At 69.0% G+C, this 15,217-nt stretch carries 15 protein-coding genes and 1 pseudogene; 8 read left to right on the plus strand and 8 right to left on the minus strand.

The window, feature by feature from the left end:
* Window positions 1–409 precede the first annotated feature (409 nt).
* Complete coding sequence (locus tag G3I40_RS37570; RefSeq protein WP_164559294.1) at window positions 410–745, minus strand: hypothetical protein; 336 nt, start codon at window positions 743–745, stop codon at window positions 410–412.
* A gap of 410 nt (window positions 746–1,155) precedes the next feature.
* Here G3I40_RS37570 and G3I40_RS37575 point away from each other — a divergent pair, with 410 nt between their 5' ends.
* Window positions 1,156–1,695 (plus strand): hypothetical protein, encoded by a 540-nt coding sequence (locus G3I40_RS37575; RefSeq protein WP_164559295.1) that lies wholly within the window; start codon window positions 1,156–1,158, stop codon window positions 1,693–1,695.
* A gap of 588 nt (window positions 1,696–2,283) precedes the next feature.
* Complete coding sequence (locus tag G3I40_RS37580) at window positions 2,284–2,703, plus strand: PPOX class F420-dependent oxidoreductase (RefSeq protein ID WP_164559296.1); 420 nt, start codon at window positions 2,284–2,286, stop codon at window positions 2,701–2,703.
* 671 nt (window positions 2,704–3,374) lie between these two features.
* On the opposite strand, the gene G3I40_RS37585 is transcribed toward G3I40_RS37580, so the two are convergent.
* Window positions 3,375–3,833 carry a nucleotidyltransferase domain-containing protein gene (locus tag G3I40_RS37585; protein ID WP_343245142.1) on the minus strand — a complete coding sequence of 153 codons (459 nt, stop codon included), beginning with the start codon at window positions 3,831–3,833 and terminating at the stop codon, window positions 3,375–3,377.
* A 356-nt stretch (window positions 3,834–4,189) separates the two neighbouring features.
* On the opposite strand from G3I40_RS37585, the gene G3I40_RS37590 reads away from it, so the two are divergent.
* On the plus strand, window positions 4,190–4,927 hold the full coding sequence (locus tag G3I40_RS37590) for a dienelactone hydrolase family protein (protein WP_164559297.1): 738 nt from the start codon (window positions 4,190–4,192) through the stop codon (window positions 4,925–4,927).
* 198 nt (window positions 4,928–5,125) lie between these two features.
* Here G3I40_RS37590 and G3I40_RS47675 read toward each other — a convergent pair whose 3' ends face one another.
* From G3I40_RS47675 to G3I40_RS37605, 3 genes are all read right to left on the minus strand, one after another.
* Complete coding sequence (locus tag G3I40_RS47675) at window positions 5,126–5,497, minus strand: NAD(P)-dependent oxidoreductase (protein WP_239092167.1); 372 nt, start codon at window positions 5,495–5,497, stop codon at window positions 5,126–5,128.
* Between the two features lie 54 nt (window positions 5,498–5,551).
* Window positions 5,552–7,156, minus strand: a complete 1,605-nt coding sequence (locus G3I40_RS37600; protein ID WP_203645470.1) for an ABC-F family ATP-binding cassette domain-containing protein — start codon at window positions 7,154–7,156, stop codon at window positions 5,552–5,554.
* A gap of 191 nt (window positions 7,157–7,347) precedes the next feature.
* A complete protein-coding gene (locus G3I40_RS37605; protein WP_164559298.1) occupies window positions 7,348–8,298 on the minus strand; it encodes a LysR family transcriptional regulator in 951 nt (316 codons plus the stop codon).
* A 116-nt stretch (window positions 8,299–8,414) separates the two neighbouring features.
* Here G3I40_RS37605 and G3I40_RS37610 point away from each other — a divergent pair.
* A pseudogene (locus G3I40_RS37610) lies at window positions 8,415–9,232 on the plus strand (inositol monophosphatase).
* Window positions 9,233–9,275: 43 nt separating this feature from the next.
* Window positions 9,276–9,920 (plus strand): NAD(P)-binding domain-containing protein, encoded by a 645-nt coding sequence (locus G3I40_RS37615; RefSeq protein ID WP_164559299.1) that lies wholly within the window; start codon window positions 9,276–9,278, stop codon window positions 9,918–9,920.
* Window positions 9,921–9,998: 78 nt separating this feature from the next.
* Here the strand turns inward: G3I40_RS37615 and G3I40_RS37620 are convergent, their stop codons facing one another.
* On the minus strand, window positions 9,999–11,480 hold the full coding sequence (locus tag G3I40_RS37620) for a pyridoxal-dependent decarboxylase (protein WP_164559300.1): 1,482 nt from the start codon (window positions 11,478–11,480) through the stop codon (window positions 9,999–10,001).
* Window positions 11,481–12,402: 922 nt separating this feature from the next.
* On the opposite strand from G3I40_RS37620, the gene G3I40_RS37625 reads away from it, so the two are divergent.
* Window positions 12,403–12,861, plus strand: coding sequence for a hypothetical protein (locus G3I40_RS37625; RefSeq protein ID WP_343245143.1), 459 nt, complete (start codon window positions 12,403–12,405; stop codon window positions 12,859–12,861).
* Between the two features lie 144 nt (window positions 12,862–13,005).
* On the opposite strand, the gene G3I40_RS37630 is transcribed toward G3I40_RS37625, so the two are convergent.
* Window positions 13,006–13,209 (minus strand): hypothetical protein, encoded by a 204-nt coding sequence (locus tag G3I40_RS37630; protein ID WP_164559302.1) that lies wholly within the window; start codon window positions 13,207–13,209, stop codon window positions 13,006–13,008.
* A 281-nt stretch (window positions 13,210–13,490) separates the two neighbouring features.
* Between G3I40_RS37630 and G3I40_RS37635 the strand changes: the two genes are divergently transcribed.
* Window positions 13,491–13,730, plus strand: a complete 240-nt coding sequence (locus G3I40_RS37635) for a hypothetical protein (RefSeq protein WP_164559303.1) — start codon at window positions 13,491–13,493, stop codon at window positions 13,728–13,730.
* A 790-nt stretch (window positions 13,731–14,520) separates the two neighbouring features.
* Window positions 14,521–14,649 (plus strand): hypothetical protein, encoded by a 129-nt coding sequence (locus G3I40_RS48015; RefSeq protein ID WP_275410294.1) that lies wholly within the window; start codon window positions 14,521–14,523, stop codon window positions 14,647–14,649.
* A gap of 1 nt (window position 14,650) precedes the next feature.
* Here G3I40_RS48015 and G3I40_RS37640 read toward each other — a convergent pair.
* Window positions 14,651–15,217: hypothetical protein (locus tag G3I40_RS37640; protein ID WP_164559304.1), on the minus strand; the 567-nt coding region annotated here is incomplete at its 5' end.

A 15,217-nucleotide genomic window follows, 5' to 3' on the forward strand; every position in this document is an offset into this window, starting at 1 on the left:
AAGAGGACCGGGGAGCCTGCCGACAGCCACACCGGGGGCCGGAGAACACGAAACCCGGGGCAGACGGCAGAGCTGCACCCGGGAAGAGAAACTACGGGGAAGGATGACGCAACTCAGGCCAGCACGACGTCCGCCCCGCACACGTGCGACGACTCAGCACGCGGGGAACACGGACGACTACTCGGCCTGGTTAATAAGACGTCACCTCAAGATCGACACGAAGGAACAGGAACTCGCCCACGATACGACATGCTTACCTCTCGCCGCACCGAGATTTTCCTGCAGCGGTGCAGGACGCCACGCCGCCAGATGTCTCACAGAAGGTGGGCAATGCAAGAACACGGGCCTGCAGGCCACGGGTCTCTGCGACGGGACAGCGCAGGCCGGTCTGAACGGCCCGAGCCAGAACCTACGGCCCCGAAACGGAGACAGGCGGTGACCGGGCCGATCGCTGTAGCCCTGCCGGGCCGGACAGAGCTACAGCAAGAGGTGGCCGGCCGGGCGGCGTGGATTGGCCGTTGTACTGCTCGACGATCCAGATGCGGTCGGTGGCGGGTTCGGCAGTCCGCAGCTCCAGCTGGGTCCAGTCGTAGTTGCCTTGCTGATCCAGGGCCACGGCGAGCCGCTGATTGCCCTTGGGCTTGATCATGACTGCCGTACTACCGAGGATCTCGCCCATGGTGGCGTCCTGCTCCGTCCCGGTGACGACCGGGTCTGTGCGCTCGTATGTGCTCGACCCCGTCATCTGCAGCAATAGTTGCCGCCGATCAGCGCGCTGCGCCCGCCATTACTCCGTAATCGAGGGGACGTGCGCAGATTGCGCCTGCCCTGCGCTCACGGCGCGGGCTGGATCAGCGGCTGCCTGCCCGACTCCTCAGGGCGCTCGGAAACGTCTGCACGGTGGTCATCGGCCATCCGCGGGCGAGCCAGAAATTCGACCACGGTGTGTGGAATTTGAAATGGATCATCAACTCTTGCTCAGCGTCATGCGGGGCATGGAGCACCCCCGCATACATTGTCCGGGCGCCATCAGGACCAGATGGGGCACGGAACGGGGGAGCAGGCAGGTCCGCTTCCCCTGCACTTTTACGGGGAGTTCAGATGCACAGGAAGTTGATTGCCTCTTTGGCCACCACGGGCGTGACCGCCTGCCTCATGGCTGCGGTACCGGCGACCGCGGCCTCTGCGGGCCCGTTGATCTGCGAACTGGGTCACTACTCGGTGAAGTGGGACTTCCCCAAGCACCCTTGGAAGATCACCCACGTCAAGGGCTACGAGAAGCAGTACTCGGGCGGGGCCCGCAAGGTCACGCGACACACGGAGCACGTGGCGACGGCCAGTTCCGGCATGACCTTCACCAGCAGCGTCAACGCCAACTTCTCGGTGGGCAAGGTGCTGGGGAGCCTGGATGCGCAGTTCTCCGGGGAGTACCGGCACGACAAGAGCCATTCCGAGACGCGCAGCCTGACGGTGGAGGACACCCTCGCAAAGAAGGGCCGGTACTTCTTCTACGTAGGCCGCCGCCAGGCCTCCGGCTACTGGACGGGCTACTACTGTGACGGCGGTCGGAGCCTGATCAAGAAGGCCACCGGACAGGCCAAGACCTACTCGATCCGGGTGGACGGGGCAGTGCGCTGCGGTGAGTCGGTCAGTCGCAAGGCACTGGCGTACAAGGTGAAGCAGAAGTACTGCTGACGGACATGTGAAGCACGGCTGATCCGTTGTAGGCCGGGCCCGGTGCCGTGAACAGGCGCCGGACCCGGCCGCCCGGTGATCTTTGTGAGGTCGCATCGGCAACACTGCGACCTGGCGGCGGCTCTCGCCGTCTGTGGTCGGGAGTCGGACGACCCAGGTAGCGCGTGGACCATTGTGACGCCGGTCGACCACGCTCCGGCCTGCCAGGGCGAGATGGCCGTCTGCGACACGGCGAGATGGCCGTCTGCGACACGACGAACGGACGAGCGGCTCAAGCCGACGAGCCGGTGGAGGTGTTCGGGCAGGTCGTGCGGCGGGAGAGCCTTCCATCAGTGTGGATCCGTCGCACACCTATCGGGTTCAGGTGGTGTGGCGCGAGCTCGTTTCACAAGCGCACCTGGCGCACTTCATCGCTTCGGTCCGGCGCCGCCGGGTCTGCCGTGGGCTGGTGCGCAGTCTGTGCGCAGGCGGTTTCCGAATGGTCCTGCTTCGGCACCGTGAGAAGTCGATGATCGCCGACAGCTATCGATAGGTAACACCCCGGGAAGGGCTTGATCTCAACTCAGGTTGAGGTTCTACATTGCAGACATGGACTCGATCTTCACTTCGAAAGAGCGTGCATATCTGCTCGGCCAGAGCCTCGGGCGGCTGGCCACCGCTGCCCCGGACGGGACGCTCGCGGTGCGCCCGGTCGGTTTCCGCCTGAACGAGGACGGGACGGTCGATATTGGTGGTCCGGACAACGCGAAGAGCCGGAAGTACCGCAACGCGGAGACCCACCCACAGGTTTCGTTCGTCGTCGACGACATGACTCCGGAGGATGCCCCCGATGCTGTCGCCCCTGGGTGGGGGCGCGGTGTGGAGATCCGGGGCAGGGCCGAACTGATCGTGGTCGAATTGCCTCCAGTGGCACCGGATTTCTTCAGCAAGGAGGTGATTCGGATCCACCCGGAGCGGATCGTCAGCTGGCATCTGGAGGGCCGCGGCAACCACGCCCGGAACGTGTAGGCGCACACTCTTCGCCTTGCTTGATCTGAGACCGTCATTCCAGTGCTTGACCTCGAACAAGACCTTCAGCGAATGGGGCCAGGCACGGCTGCCGCACTCGCCATCCGGCTCACGACGCGGTCGCTAGTGACCCGGCATGCGGAGCCACTGAATTGTTGTGACGAGCTCCTCGCCGAAGTCCTCGCAGAGCGCGAGCAACGCGCGACCCGTGGACGAGTCGAGCAGCCCTGCGGAATCGGGGAGAACCCCGCGAGCACCGTGGCAGGCGGTCTCGACAGCGAAGTGGCGCGACGCGAAATGGCCCTCGCTCGCCCAGTCCGCCAGGTCGGCGAGGTACTGGTGGTGGGCTTCCTCCGAGGGGTGGTAGTAGGAGGAGCCTTCGACGAGACCGTCGAGGTAGGTCGCCAGGCCGGCCGACGCACGACCACTCGCTCGACTTCGTCCACGCCAGGATTGTCCGGCAGTTCGCCGAAGGTCAGCAGGTTGCTGATGGTCTCCAACAGAAAGAGTTGGCCCGTGTCCGGGTCGACTTCGGACGTGAAGAGCGGGGCCGTGCACAGCTCGGAGACTGCTCGCAGGCAGGGCCAGGACGACCGCCTGACGCCGGTGAATGGGCTTCAGGTCCGGCAATCGCTCGATCCGCACCACGTTCTTGAGTCAGGCCTTGTGATCTACCGTCCCCGCGCGCCCCCTTTACCTCGGGGCACCGGAGAAGCCGTCGAAGGACCACGTGACCGCCAGGACGGCCCGTTCACCACCGTTGCGCCGCGAGTGCCTCCGGCAGGGGAAGCCTCCGGTTGAGAGGACGGCTTCAGCAGGCAGCCGCAAGGTCGTTGAGGAGTCCTGTGGGGTCGTGGAGGATGCGGGCGCCGTCGGTGACGACCCGACGTGTGCCCGGGCGAGGTGTCCGCCCAGATTGGCGAGCCGATGCCGATCTCGATCTCGAGGCCGGATGCGGTGACGTGGCGGCGTTCGGTGATGGCCCCGAACGTCTGGGCGCGCACGAGGTCGCCGAGGCCCAGTTCCGCGACCCAGGCGTCGTCGTGGAGGTACAGGGCTTCTTCGGTGGTCAGAAGGATGACGTCGACGTCCGACTCGGGACGCGCGGCGTTGCGTGCGTAGGACCCCACAAGGAGCAGACCGACGATATCGACGCGTTGCGAGGCCCATCGGCTGAAACGGGAGAGGAGACCCTCGACCTCTTGGACGCGTTCCGGAGTCGCTGCCCGTCCTTGGCGGCGCCTTGCTGCGACATTCGAGAGACCTCCCTGGTCGAAGACAGGAGAACGACCCTACCCACGCGTCGAGAGTGCCGCACCGGCCGGCCGCATTCGCCGACCCTCGCCCCCTTCCTTGGCGGAGGCGGCCGTCATTCAGGCCCTGATCAGGTTTCGCGCGATCACTCCTACGTTCGAGTGCCGGGTCTGCTCTGCCGGAGGCAGAACGGCGGCCGGACCGGGCTCGACGATCACTACAGTCCAGGCTCATGACGACGATGACGACGCGCACGGTCACGTATCCGGCCGACGGTTTGACGATGATCGGGCATCTCGCGCTCCCGGCCGGTGTCGATCGCCGGCCTGCGGTGCTGCTCGGACCGGAGGGCACGGGGCTCAGCGACGTCGAGCGCCGCCGGGCCGATGTTCTCGCCGAGTTGGGATACGTAGCGCTGGCCTTCGACCTCCATGGCGGACGCTATCTGAGCGACCCCGAGGAGATGCTGGCCCGTTGCCTGCCATTGCTTGCTGATCCTGACCGGATGCGGGGCATCGGCCATGCGGCGCTCGACGTGTTGCGCGCCGAACCGCGGGTCGATTCCGACCGGATCGCCGCCGTCGGCTACGGCACCGGGGGAGCCATCGGGCTGGAACTCGGGCGCGACGGTGTCAACCTTCGCGCGATCGGGACGTTGAACGCACTGACCACGGGCCGTCCGGGCGAGGCAGCGCGCATTCGGTGCCCGGTGTGGGCCGGCGTCGGGTCGGAGGACCCGATCATGTCGCCCGCGCAACGCGAGGCGTTCACCGAGGAGATGCAGACCGCCGGCGTCGACTGGCGCCTCGCGGTCTACGGCGGCGCCTTGCACGCCTTCCACCATCCGCCGGTCGACCACCCTGCGGTCGCGGGTGTCGGCTACCACCCGCGGCACGCGCAGCGAGCCTGGCGCGATGTCGTCGACCTGCTTGCCGAGTGTCTGCCCGTGACGGAGAACCAGGGGGCTTGATTCCGGCAAAGGCGCTGGCATCAGGCCTGGTCGGTGTCATGCCGGGGACACATTGAGCAGCGTGGACGGTTCGGCCGGCGCGGTGCAAAGGCACCGATCCAGGCCGACGGAGGCGGGTGGTAGAGCGTAAGAACGCCCGGATGCATCACCTCGGCCTGCTCCGCCGGTCCACCAGATCTCGTCCGGGTGAGGCGACGGTCACAAGGTCACCACGGGCACGCCGTCCGGGTGGTCGGCGAGCAGAGCCGCGATGTGGTCCGCGCAACGGAGCGCGGCCGTGGCCATGGCGCTCCTGGTCATCCCGGCGACATGCGGGGTCAGCAGGGCGTTCGGCAGGCCGAGGAGCGGCGAGGCGAAGGTGGCGTGTTCGTGCGCGAAGGTGTCGACGGCGGCTGCCGAGAGAGGATGTGCGGGGTCGCGCAGCGCATCTGCCAGCTCGGGTCCCGCCGAGGCGCGGCCGAGGCCAACTGGGCGCGCCGCCCGCCAGTTGGACGCCGCTCGGGGATCGGAGTGCGCGCACTGCGCCGGGCGGCGTCTGTCTCGACGGTGGTGTGGATGATGCCCCGCCATCCGGCCCGGCTCTGTCGCGGGGAGCCGCGTGGGCCGGATGGCGGGGGTGGTGGGTCAGGCGAGGGTGATCAGGTCGCGGTGGTCCTCGCTCCACAGGTCCTCGTCCGCGTCCGGCAGCAGCAGGACCCGGTCGGGACGCAGGGCGTCGATGGCACCCTCGTCGTGGGTGACCATCACGATCGCTCCCGGGTAGGAGCCGACCGCCGCCAGGACCTCGGTGCGGGAGGCGGGGTCGAGGTTGTTGGTCGGCTCGTCGAGGAGCAGGACGTTCGCGCCGGAGTGGACCAGCCCGGCAAGCACCAGTCGCGTCTTCTCCCCTCCGGACAGCACTCCGGCTCGTTTGTCGGCGTCGTCTCCGGAGAACAGGAACGCGCCCAGGACGCGCCGGACTTCACCCTCACTCAGGTGCGGGGCGGCATCGGCCAAGTTCTGTCGGACGGTGCGGTCACGGGAAAGGGTGTCGTGTTCCTGGGCGAAGTAGCCCAGGCGCAGACCGTGTCCGTGTACCACGCGGCCGGAATCCGGCAGTTCCGTACCGGTGAGGAGGCGCAGCAGAGTCGACTTGCCCGCGCCGTTGAGGCCGAGGATCACCAGCCGGCTACCCCGGTCCACGGCGAGGTCCACGCCGCCCAAGACCTGGTGGTCGCCGTAGGACTTGGTGAGGCTGATGGCGCCGAGCGGTGTGCGTCCGCAGGGAACGGGCTCGGGCAGCCGGATCCTGGCGACCTTCTCCGTGCGCCGGGCCGGGTCGAGTTCGGCCAGCATGCGGTCGGCGCGCCGGGCCATGCTCCTGGCCATCACGGCGGTCGCCGAACGGGCCTTCATCTTGTCGGCCTGTGCGTGCAGGGCGGTGGCCTTGCGTTCGGTGTTCGTCCGCTCACGGACACGGCGCCGCTCATCGGCCTCGCGCTGGGCGAGGAACGTGTGCCAGCCGGTGTTGTGCAGGTCGATCGTGGCGCGGGTGGCGTCCAGGCGGAACACCCGGTTGACCACATCGGCGAGCAGCGCGGGGTCGTGGCTGATGACCACCAGGCCACCGGTGTGGTTGCGGAGGAAGGTGCGCAGCCACGCGACAGAGGCGGCGTCCAGGTGATTGGTCGGCTCGTCCAGCAGCAGTGTGCCGTCATGTCCGGCGAACAGGGTGCGGGCCAGTTCCACCCGCCGTTTCTGCCCGCCGGACAGATCGCCGACCCGCTCGCCCAACACCCGCCCGGGCAGGCCCAGTCCGGTGGCCACCCGGGCCGCCTCGGCCTCGGCCGCGTAGCCGCCGGCGGCCTGGAAGGCTGCCTCCGCGTGCGCGTAGGCCCTCATCGCCCGCTCCAGCAGGAGCGGCGTGTCAGCGTCGGTCATCGCTGCCTCGGCTGTGCGCAGTCGGTGCAGGGTGCGGTCCAGGCCACGGGCGGACAGGATCCGGTCGGTGACCGTGACGTCCGGGTCGGCGGCGTGGGAATCCTGTGCCAGGAACTCGGCCGGGCCGACGTGCGTGATGCTGCCGGCGGCGGGTGTGGCCTGCCCGGCCAGGGCGGTCATCAGGGTGGTCTTGCCCGCACCATTGCGGCCCACCAGGCCGATGCGGTCGCCGGGGGAAACGGTGAAGGAGATGTCGGAGAGCAGCAGGCGGGCGCCCGCGCGCAGCTCGACACCACGAACGGTAATCATGGAAGGACGCTCCGAGAAAGCAAAGGGACACACTTCTGGTACGGAAGCGGGTCCTTGGCTAGGAAACTCGGGGCGTAGACATACGCGAACGGTAACCGAGACGCCGTGATCGGCGCATCCGGGATTTCCCGACATCCAGCCGGACGCTGTCCCGCACAGCTGCGAGCCGCACACTCCACCGGGAACAGCGGCTATCCGGCACCGCCCGATCCAGCTGGCGCGCTGCTGGGGGGAGTGCTCGGTCGTGTGAACAGTGCTTGGACGATCTCGGTGGCCAGGTCTCTCAGCCAGGCGTGAGCGCGGTCGTTGTCGTAGCGCTGGTGCCACAGCAGGTACAGAGGGGCGTCCGGCAGCGTGAGCGGCGGCGGCAGGGAGATCAGGCCGAGTCGTTTGCGCGTCGTGCGGGTGACGGCGTCGGGGAGCGTGACGAGGAGGTCGGTTTCGAGGGCGAGTTGCAGGGCGAACGCGGCGGTGGGTCCGGCGGCGACGACGCGTCGTTCGAGGCCGTGGGTCGTCAGGGCGTCGTCGACCGGGTCGCGCAGGTTTCCGCGCCGCGAGACGGTGACGTGTTCGGCGGCAGCGTAGCGCTCGAGGCTCAGAGGCCCTTCGGCGAAGGGGTGGCCTGGACGCAAGGCCACGATCAACCGGTCCGTGCCGATGAGACGGTGGCGGATGTCGGGGAGCGTCGGAGGGCTGGAGCTCGATTCGAGGTCGACCTCGCCGCGGCGCAGCTCGGCGTCGTCCGTTCCGGATTCGGTGGTCAGGCGGAGCTGGACGCCGGGGGCCTCATGGTGGACAGCTGTGATCAGCGCGGTGCCGCAGGCTGCGGTCAGGGCGTCGTGCCAGCGCACGGTGAATACCCGGCCCAGAGCCGCCAGGTCGAGTTCCTGCCGTGCGGACAGGAGCTCGTGGGCCTGCAGCACGAGGGCGTGGACGTGGGAACGCATGGCCAGCGCGCGGGTGGTGGGGGCCATGGTGCGCCCGGTGCGGACCAGGATCTGGTCGCCGGTGGCCTTGCGGATGCGGCCCAGGGTGCGGCTCATCGCAGGTGAGGTGACGTGGAGGCGAGCTGCTGCGCCGGCGACACTGCCCTCTTCGAGCAGGGCGTCGAGGGCGGTGAGCAGGTTCAGATCCAGTTGCATGCCAGTAACTTTACAAGTGACAAGCATGCACTTGTTGTTAAGGGTCGGGCGGCCTACCTTCGAAGTGCCGGGACGAGCCAACCGTCCGCATCCACCGATCCTCCAGGGGGCCCACCATGAGCACAGCCATGTCTTTCGACGCCGATGCGACGCTCGTGTCCGACGTGACCACTGCGGTGGAGGCCGCAGGCGTCACGTTGCGCGACCGCTACACCGCGCACGCCCGGGGCGGGAGCCTGGACGAGATCGTCGGCGAGCTCCAGGCCAATGACGACGCGGTCCTGGACATGCTGCGGGAGCCGCTGATGCGGGCCCGGCCGGGGGCGCAGTGGGTCGAGGACGAGCTGGCGGGCGGCGCGCTCCCGCCCGGGGAGTGGTGGGTCGTCGACCCCGCCGAGGGCAACATCAATCACGTCCACGGGATGGAGGAGTGGGCCGTCACCGCCACCCTGGTCCGCGACAACCGGCCGGTACTCACCGTCGTGCACCTGCCGCTGACCGGCGACACCTACACCGCCGTCGCCGGCGGCGGCGCCCGGCTCAACGGCCGTCCGTTGACGGTGTCCGCCAAGACCGACCTGGGCGCCGCACTCCTCGGCACCGGCCAGGCCAGGCCAGGCCCGGCGAGGACGAGCGCACCTTCCGGCGGATCGGTGACTCCGTCACCGCCATGCTCATCAGCGGCCTGGTCGTGCGCGTGTCCGTGCCCGCCACGATGCAACTCATCCACGTCGCCGCCGGCCGCACGGACGCGTTCTGGCAGTTCTCCGACGTCCGCTCAGGCCTGGTCGCGGGCGCTCTGCTGGTGGCGGAAGCCGGTGGCTCCGTCACCGACCTGACGGGCGCTGCCTGGCACACCGGCAGCCGGGACTTCCTGGCGGCTTCCCCCGGCATCCACGGCGCGGCCCTCAAGGTCCTCGCACCGATCGCCTGACCGGACGCCTTCGCACACCCACTCAACGCAAGGAGCACCCCCCATGACCAGCATCGGCATCCTGGGCGCCGGCCGCGTCGGCGCCAACCTCGCCGCCAAGCTCTCCGCAGCCGGACACCATGTCGCCATCGGCGGCCGCAACCCCGACGACACCGCCGCCCGCAGGGGCGGCCTCGCTCCGCGGATCATCTACGCCGACCAACGCACCGCAGCCCGCTCCACGGACATCGTGATCAACGCGACGCCCGGCGACAGCTCCCTGGAGCGCCTCGCCGGCCTGCGCGCGGAACTCTCCGGGAAAATCCTCGTCGACGTCTCCAACGCGACCCGCGACGCCGCCGACGGCCTGCCCGGCGACCTGTGCTACCCCGGCAGCAGCCTCGCCGAGAAGCTCCAGGCCGCGCTCCCCGGCACCCGTGTGGTCAAGACCCTCAACACCATGCTCTTCACGGTCATGACTGCTCCTGAGACCCTGGCCACCCCGCCGACCGCTTATCTCTCGGGCGACGACGAACAGGCGAAGGGAACCGTTGCAGGCCTGCTCGGCGACCTGGGTTGGCAGCCCGAACGCATCGAGGACCTCGGTGACATCACCACGGCCCGCGCCACCGAGGCCATGGTCCTGGTCGTGCCCCATGTGCTGCGCCGGCACGGCTTCAAGCCCTTCGCCGTCTCTCTCGCCCGCTGACGGGACGAGCCGACGGCGCAGTGAACTCCGCTCCCCTGTGCGGGAGATGAGCGGACATGTTCCGGTGGCGCGGCTGTCTCAGTCGAACGCCTGAGGGTTCTCGAGGTCCTTGACCAGTTGGTCGATCTGCTCGAGCGTGGTGTTGCGCATCGTGAAGAGGTGAACGTACTGGCGTTCCTCACCCTTGACGCGAACGGTCATGCCGCCGAGGCCTGCCTTGTCGACGATGGCCTGGGTCGGTCGCCTGAAGCGGACGCTCAGGGACCACTCGGACCGGTCGACCCACAAATCCAGGTGCGGCCAGTGGGTCTCCTGCAGCCGCCGCAGGCGCTGCTCCGCGTACTGGGCCGTCTGCAGGCCTTCGACGGCCTGGTGCATCTGGTCGGCGTGGGAGTGGCGTGCGAAGTACTCCCACATGATGACCGCGGAGTGGCCGTTGCGGGACCCCGCGATCGTGGTGTCCTGTGCTCCCACGTACTCGGGGAAGTCCGGCGGGTCCATCCGGTAGCGGTTGTGGGTGAGGTAGGCGCCGCCGGGCCAGGGCGAACCGATCCATTTGTGGGTGCTGACCACGATGGAGCTGACGTCGGGGACCCGGAAGTCGAACGCGGGGAAAGGGGAGGGCCCGGCGGGGATCTCGCCGCGATCGACGGCCATCCTCAAGAAGGGCATGTAAGCGGTGCCCAACGCCCCGTCGACGTGCACCCAGTACCAGCGGCGCAGATCGTCTTCCGCCTGGTCGTCCGGCCGGGCCCGCCATGTCGCGCCCTGTGCGTCGCGGTAGGCGGCCGCCGCGTTCGTGCACGCGCTCCGTACGTCGTCGAAGGCACCCTTGAACGTCGTGCCGGCGTTCAGCACGATGACGGCAGGGTGCCTGCGCCGGGCGAAGAACCGGACCAGTACGTCGAGGGCCTGCTGGTCGATGGTGCCCGGACCGTCGGGCCCATCGGTGGAGGGCACCATGGAGGGCCAGTCCCCGTCGAGCGGGCACTCGCCGGGGTAGAGCCGCTTTCCCAGCGACGCGGGTGTGTCGAGTTGAACGATCCGCGCGGCCTTCATGATCGAGTAATGGCTGTCGGACGAGAACAGGAGAACGGGCTCGCGCACGGGCTCCGCCTCCTCTTCCTGCCCGCGCGCCGCGACGTCCGGGAAGGCAAGTTTCCAGCCCGTCAGGTATTCGCGTGCGTTCCACAAGGCGAACAGGTTTCCCTCGGTGGCGCCCATGGAGCACAGGAAACCCCAGTAGGAGTCCCGGTCTTCGGGGTCATGGTGGGGCTGCGCGCCCCAGAGGTCCGCGAGGTAGTCGAGGACGCGGCGTTCCATCTCCTTCGTGTGGGAGCCGAATCCGCTGTCCTCGTAGGGATCTCCGATGTTGTTGACGTGTGCGGTGAGGGCTTCGGTGAGATGGCCGCTGAGGTCGGGCTGCCACTCGAGCTGCCACCCCAACTCGTCGCCCGCCGCGGCCAGTTTCTCGGTCATCGCCTCGAGTGCTTCGGTGCGCTCGGCGGGCGTCAGCCCGGCGCCCTGGAGGCGGTAGGGGTCGGTTTCGGGCAGTCCCATGGGATTCTCCAACCAGTCATCGGGCAGGTCTGTGGTGTGCACGGACGCCAAGCGGCGGGCAGGTGGTGGCCGGTCGGGAGGCAGCCCCCGGTTCCCCATTGCAGGTGACCAGAGCGAAGGCGGCGGCCGGGCCGGGGCATGGGTGCTCGGCGCCGGCCCGAGCTCAGGTCACCCGGCGGGGTACGGCGTTGCCGGTTGTCACGACCGGGACCGCGGGTGGCACGCCTCGCTCGGGCCAGCGTTGCCGTGGGTGTAGAGGCGTTCCGCCGGCACGAGTGCCCGCCGCCTGTGTGGCCGAACGGGTTCAACCCGCTTAAGGCGTGCACGCGTTGAACGCTTGTTGCCTTGTGAAATTGCGCGAGGGCGCTGGAGGCCTGCCGAACACGGAGCACAGTGGTGGCACACCAGTCCGCTCCTGCGCGGGCGGGTCCAGCGGGCACGGACGCTGGAGCAACCGCCGCCGGGCGAAAGGCCGTTCACCGTCTCGCGCAGCCGATCATCTGCGGAGCGACTGGGTGGCTGCTCGAAGCCCGGATTGCCTCGTGAGCTGTAGACCGAGTGCTGGAGCCGGGGCATGGGAGAGGCGGAGACTCGCAGGGTGTCGGGGTGCCGGTACGACTGTTGCGTCCGTGCGGGTGAGGCAGGGGCGAAGCCCGGTCGACCGGGGTGCGGGGGCGGCTATCACGGCTGCATGATCTCGACGTCGCTGCGGGGCCTCGCTGCCCTCGCATTTCTGGCCCTGCCCACCGCGGCTGCCGCGCCCGCCCAGGCAGCGCCGGGCACACCGGAGTACCAACGTCTGCCCTTGTCCGACGCGATCGACCTTCTGCCGCGCGCTGCAGAGTCCCACGGAGGGTATGAGGACACTGCTTTCGCACTCCGGGTCGATTCCGATCACGACCGGTGCAGTACCCGTTCCGAGGTGCTGATCCGCGAATCACGTACCGAGCCCGTGATCGAGGGAGCCTGCACGGTCACCTCGGGGAGCTGGTACTCGTACTACGACGGCAAGAGCGTCACCGACCCCGACAGCCTGGACGTCGGCTACATGGTTCCGCTCGCCGAGTCCTGGGCCTCCGGCGCTTCCCACTGGTCCTCCGCGCGGCGTCGGGCGTATGCCGACGATGTGGACGCGGAGGGGTCGCTCGTCGCGGTCACCGTCAAGTCCAACCGGTCCAAGGCCGACCAGGACCCCGCCCAGTGGTTGCCGCCGCTCGCGGATGCCCGCTGCACCTACGCGGCGGACTGGACGGCGACGAAGCTGCGTTGGGCCCTGAGCGCGGACCCGGCCGAGATCGCGGTGCTGCAGGACCTGGCCGAGGGGTGCGGGCGGCAGGAGGTCGAGTACATGGAGGCGCCTACGGGCGTGGAGAACGCCTGAGCACGCAGTACGCAGCCGCCGGCGGCGGGCAGTGCCCGTGAGGCGGGGTGGCGAGGGAGGTGTACGTCCCGCACCCGACAGCACGGCATCCCCAGACCGTCACGGTCCTGGGGATGCCGTCGTACGAGCCCTCGTGCGGCTATCTCACATGGGGTCGATGCCGCGCTCGCCCTGGGGCTCGGCGCGCTCGAACTCCTCGCCCTGCTCGCGCTCGGGGCGCTCGGGACGCTCGCGCTGAGGCTGCGGCTCCTGGCCCTGACGCTCGTGCTCGGGCTCCCGGCCGGAGCGCTCCTCGGTCGGGTGGACCGGGTCCGTGGTCGGGTCCTGCCAGTTGCTGCGCTCACCCATGACGACTCCCTTGGTTGGTCTGGGCTGACAGCTCCCACGCTGTGCCCTGCATCCAGTGATCGCACTCCGACAAGACGTGATCACCCGGATGGGTGCGCCGCGCTGGCGCACGCGCACTGACCGTGTTGCAGGCGCAGACCGGAAGCGTCGGGCATCGGGTGCGTGTGTGGTGACTGAGGTGGGCAATACATTCCGCCCACCGGATGGGAAGGCACGGGACCAGGCAGACACCGGGCGCGTGCCCCTTCTTTGCGCTCGCCGGGGCGGGGTATCCGGTCCTGATGAATCTCTCGAAGAGAACGCGGAATGTCCTCATCGCGGCGACGGTCTACGTAGTCGTCGTGCTGGCGCTGCGCTTCTCCGGGAGCGGGATTGGCTGGTGGATGGCCCTGGCGATGGGGGCTGTCGCGACCCCATTGGCGCTCTGGATGACGTGGCTGCGTCGGCGGTTCAATGAGCGGGCGATGGCATTCGGCCGACGGCATGGTCCCTATGCGTGGCCGGAGGATCGTCGACGCTGAGTGCGGAGATCCTGGCACCCATCTCCTCAGTGGAATGGCCGCCCCACCGGACTCGCGGATCGGTGGCGACGAAGGAGATGGGGCCGTAGCGGTAGCCGACTGTGCTGCGGACATCTCGGCTCGCGTCGGGGGTAGTTGGGCAGTATGAGGTCGCACCGGTGGGCGTTGCTCGTACTCGGGAGCACGATCGTGATGTCCGCGTTGGGCTGGGTGGTGGGCCGTGTGGTCTTCGGTCCTGACGAGGCGTGGGAGTGGGCGGTGTTCTCGCCTGTTCTGTTCCTGGGGACTGTGCTTGCGAATCGGGTCCGGGAGCGGGCCACAGGTCAGCGGTAGAGACCGCGCCCCGCCCACCGGATGGTGAGCAGGGGCGCGGAAGCGACCGGCCGGACGAGCGGCGTGGCGCCGAGGACGCGGGCCGCTGATCAGCGAAACGTCATTGGTCTCCTGACTCGCTACAGCCGGCGCCGCCATCGGCTGAGTCGGGGGATTCGGCGCTTCGGCGCAGCCGGGCTTTTTCGCTGGCCCGTTCTGCGCGGTATCGAGCGTTCCTCATGCGGGTCACTTGTTGCCTGAAGACGCTGTGGGCATCGGGATCGTCGCGTAACCACTGCGGAGCGGGAGGGAGACCATCGTGCTCGTTCACAGTCAGGCAATTTAGGGTGCATTCGGGAGACTAGCGAGCCTGCTTGATGCATCTGGCCCATGCCTGTCTCTGGGCGCCTCCCGCATCAACCGTCCTCACGAGCTCCTGCGACACGTCCCCGGGCACCGGCGGTGGGGAGCCTGTCGCATGCGGGTGATCTTTGTGGAGCGGCTGCTCGCCACGCTCGTCCGCCACCAGCCCGGCATGTCGTGCGCCCCCCCTCAGCGGCGGAGGGGCGCGCCGGTGTTCGCGGACCACTGGCAGGCGGTCACATGAGCTAGTCGGCCGGGAGGCAGGTGGGCAGTTGGCGGACCAGGCGGATGGTCAACAGGGACACGGGGCCGGTCTTCGAGTTCGGGACGAGCAGCAGGTGGTCGCCCGGGACGATGGCATCGGGCTTGATGTCCCGGCTGCCGTCATCGTGCGCGCCGGACGGCGGCACCACCTTCGAGAGGGTGCCGCGTGCGTGGTTGTCGGTGGGGCGGGTGGCGTGGCACGAGGCCGAGGGCACCATCACCGTTGCGGGGATGCCGGCCTTGTCCAGGGCGGCCTGCAGACCGGATACGCCCTCGTGGTCCATGAGTTGGACGGAGACCGTGCCGCCCGGCCGGGACTGCAGGGCGTAGTCGGCGTTGGCGATGTCCAGGTGACCGCCGTCCGTCGCGGTGCTGTCTGTCGTGCTGGTGTCGTGGCGCGGCGCCGGCGACGCCTCCTGCGCCCTGTCCGGCCCGGATGTCAGCGGCACGGCGATGGCCACGACTGCGGCCGCACCGAGCGCACCGACGGTCAGGACACCCCGGCGGGGCAAGGCGCGGGCGCGGGCCGGGCGCTGATGGGCGGCGGG

This window comes from Streptomyces sp. SID14478 (genome assembly GCF_010548525.1).
In the GTDB taxonomy this organism is placed as follows: Bacteria; Actinomycetota; Actinomycetes; order Streptomycetales; family Streptomycetaceae; genus Streptomyces.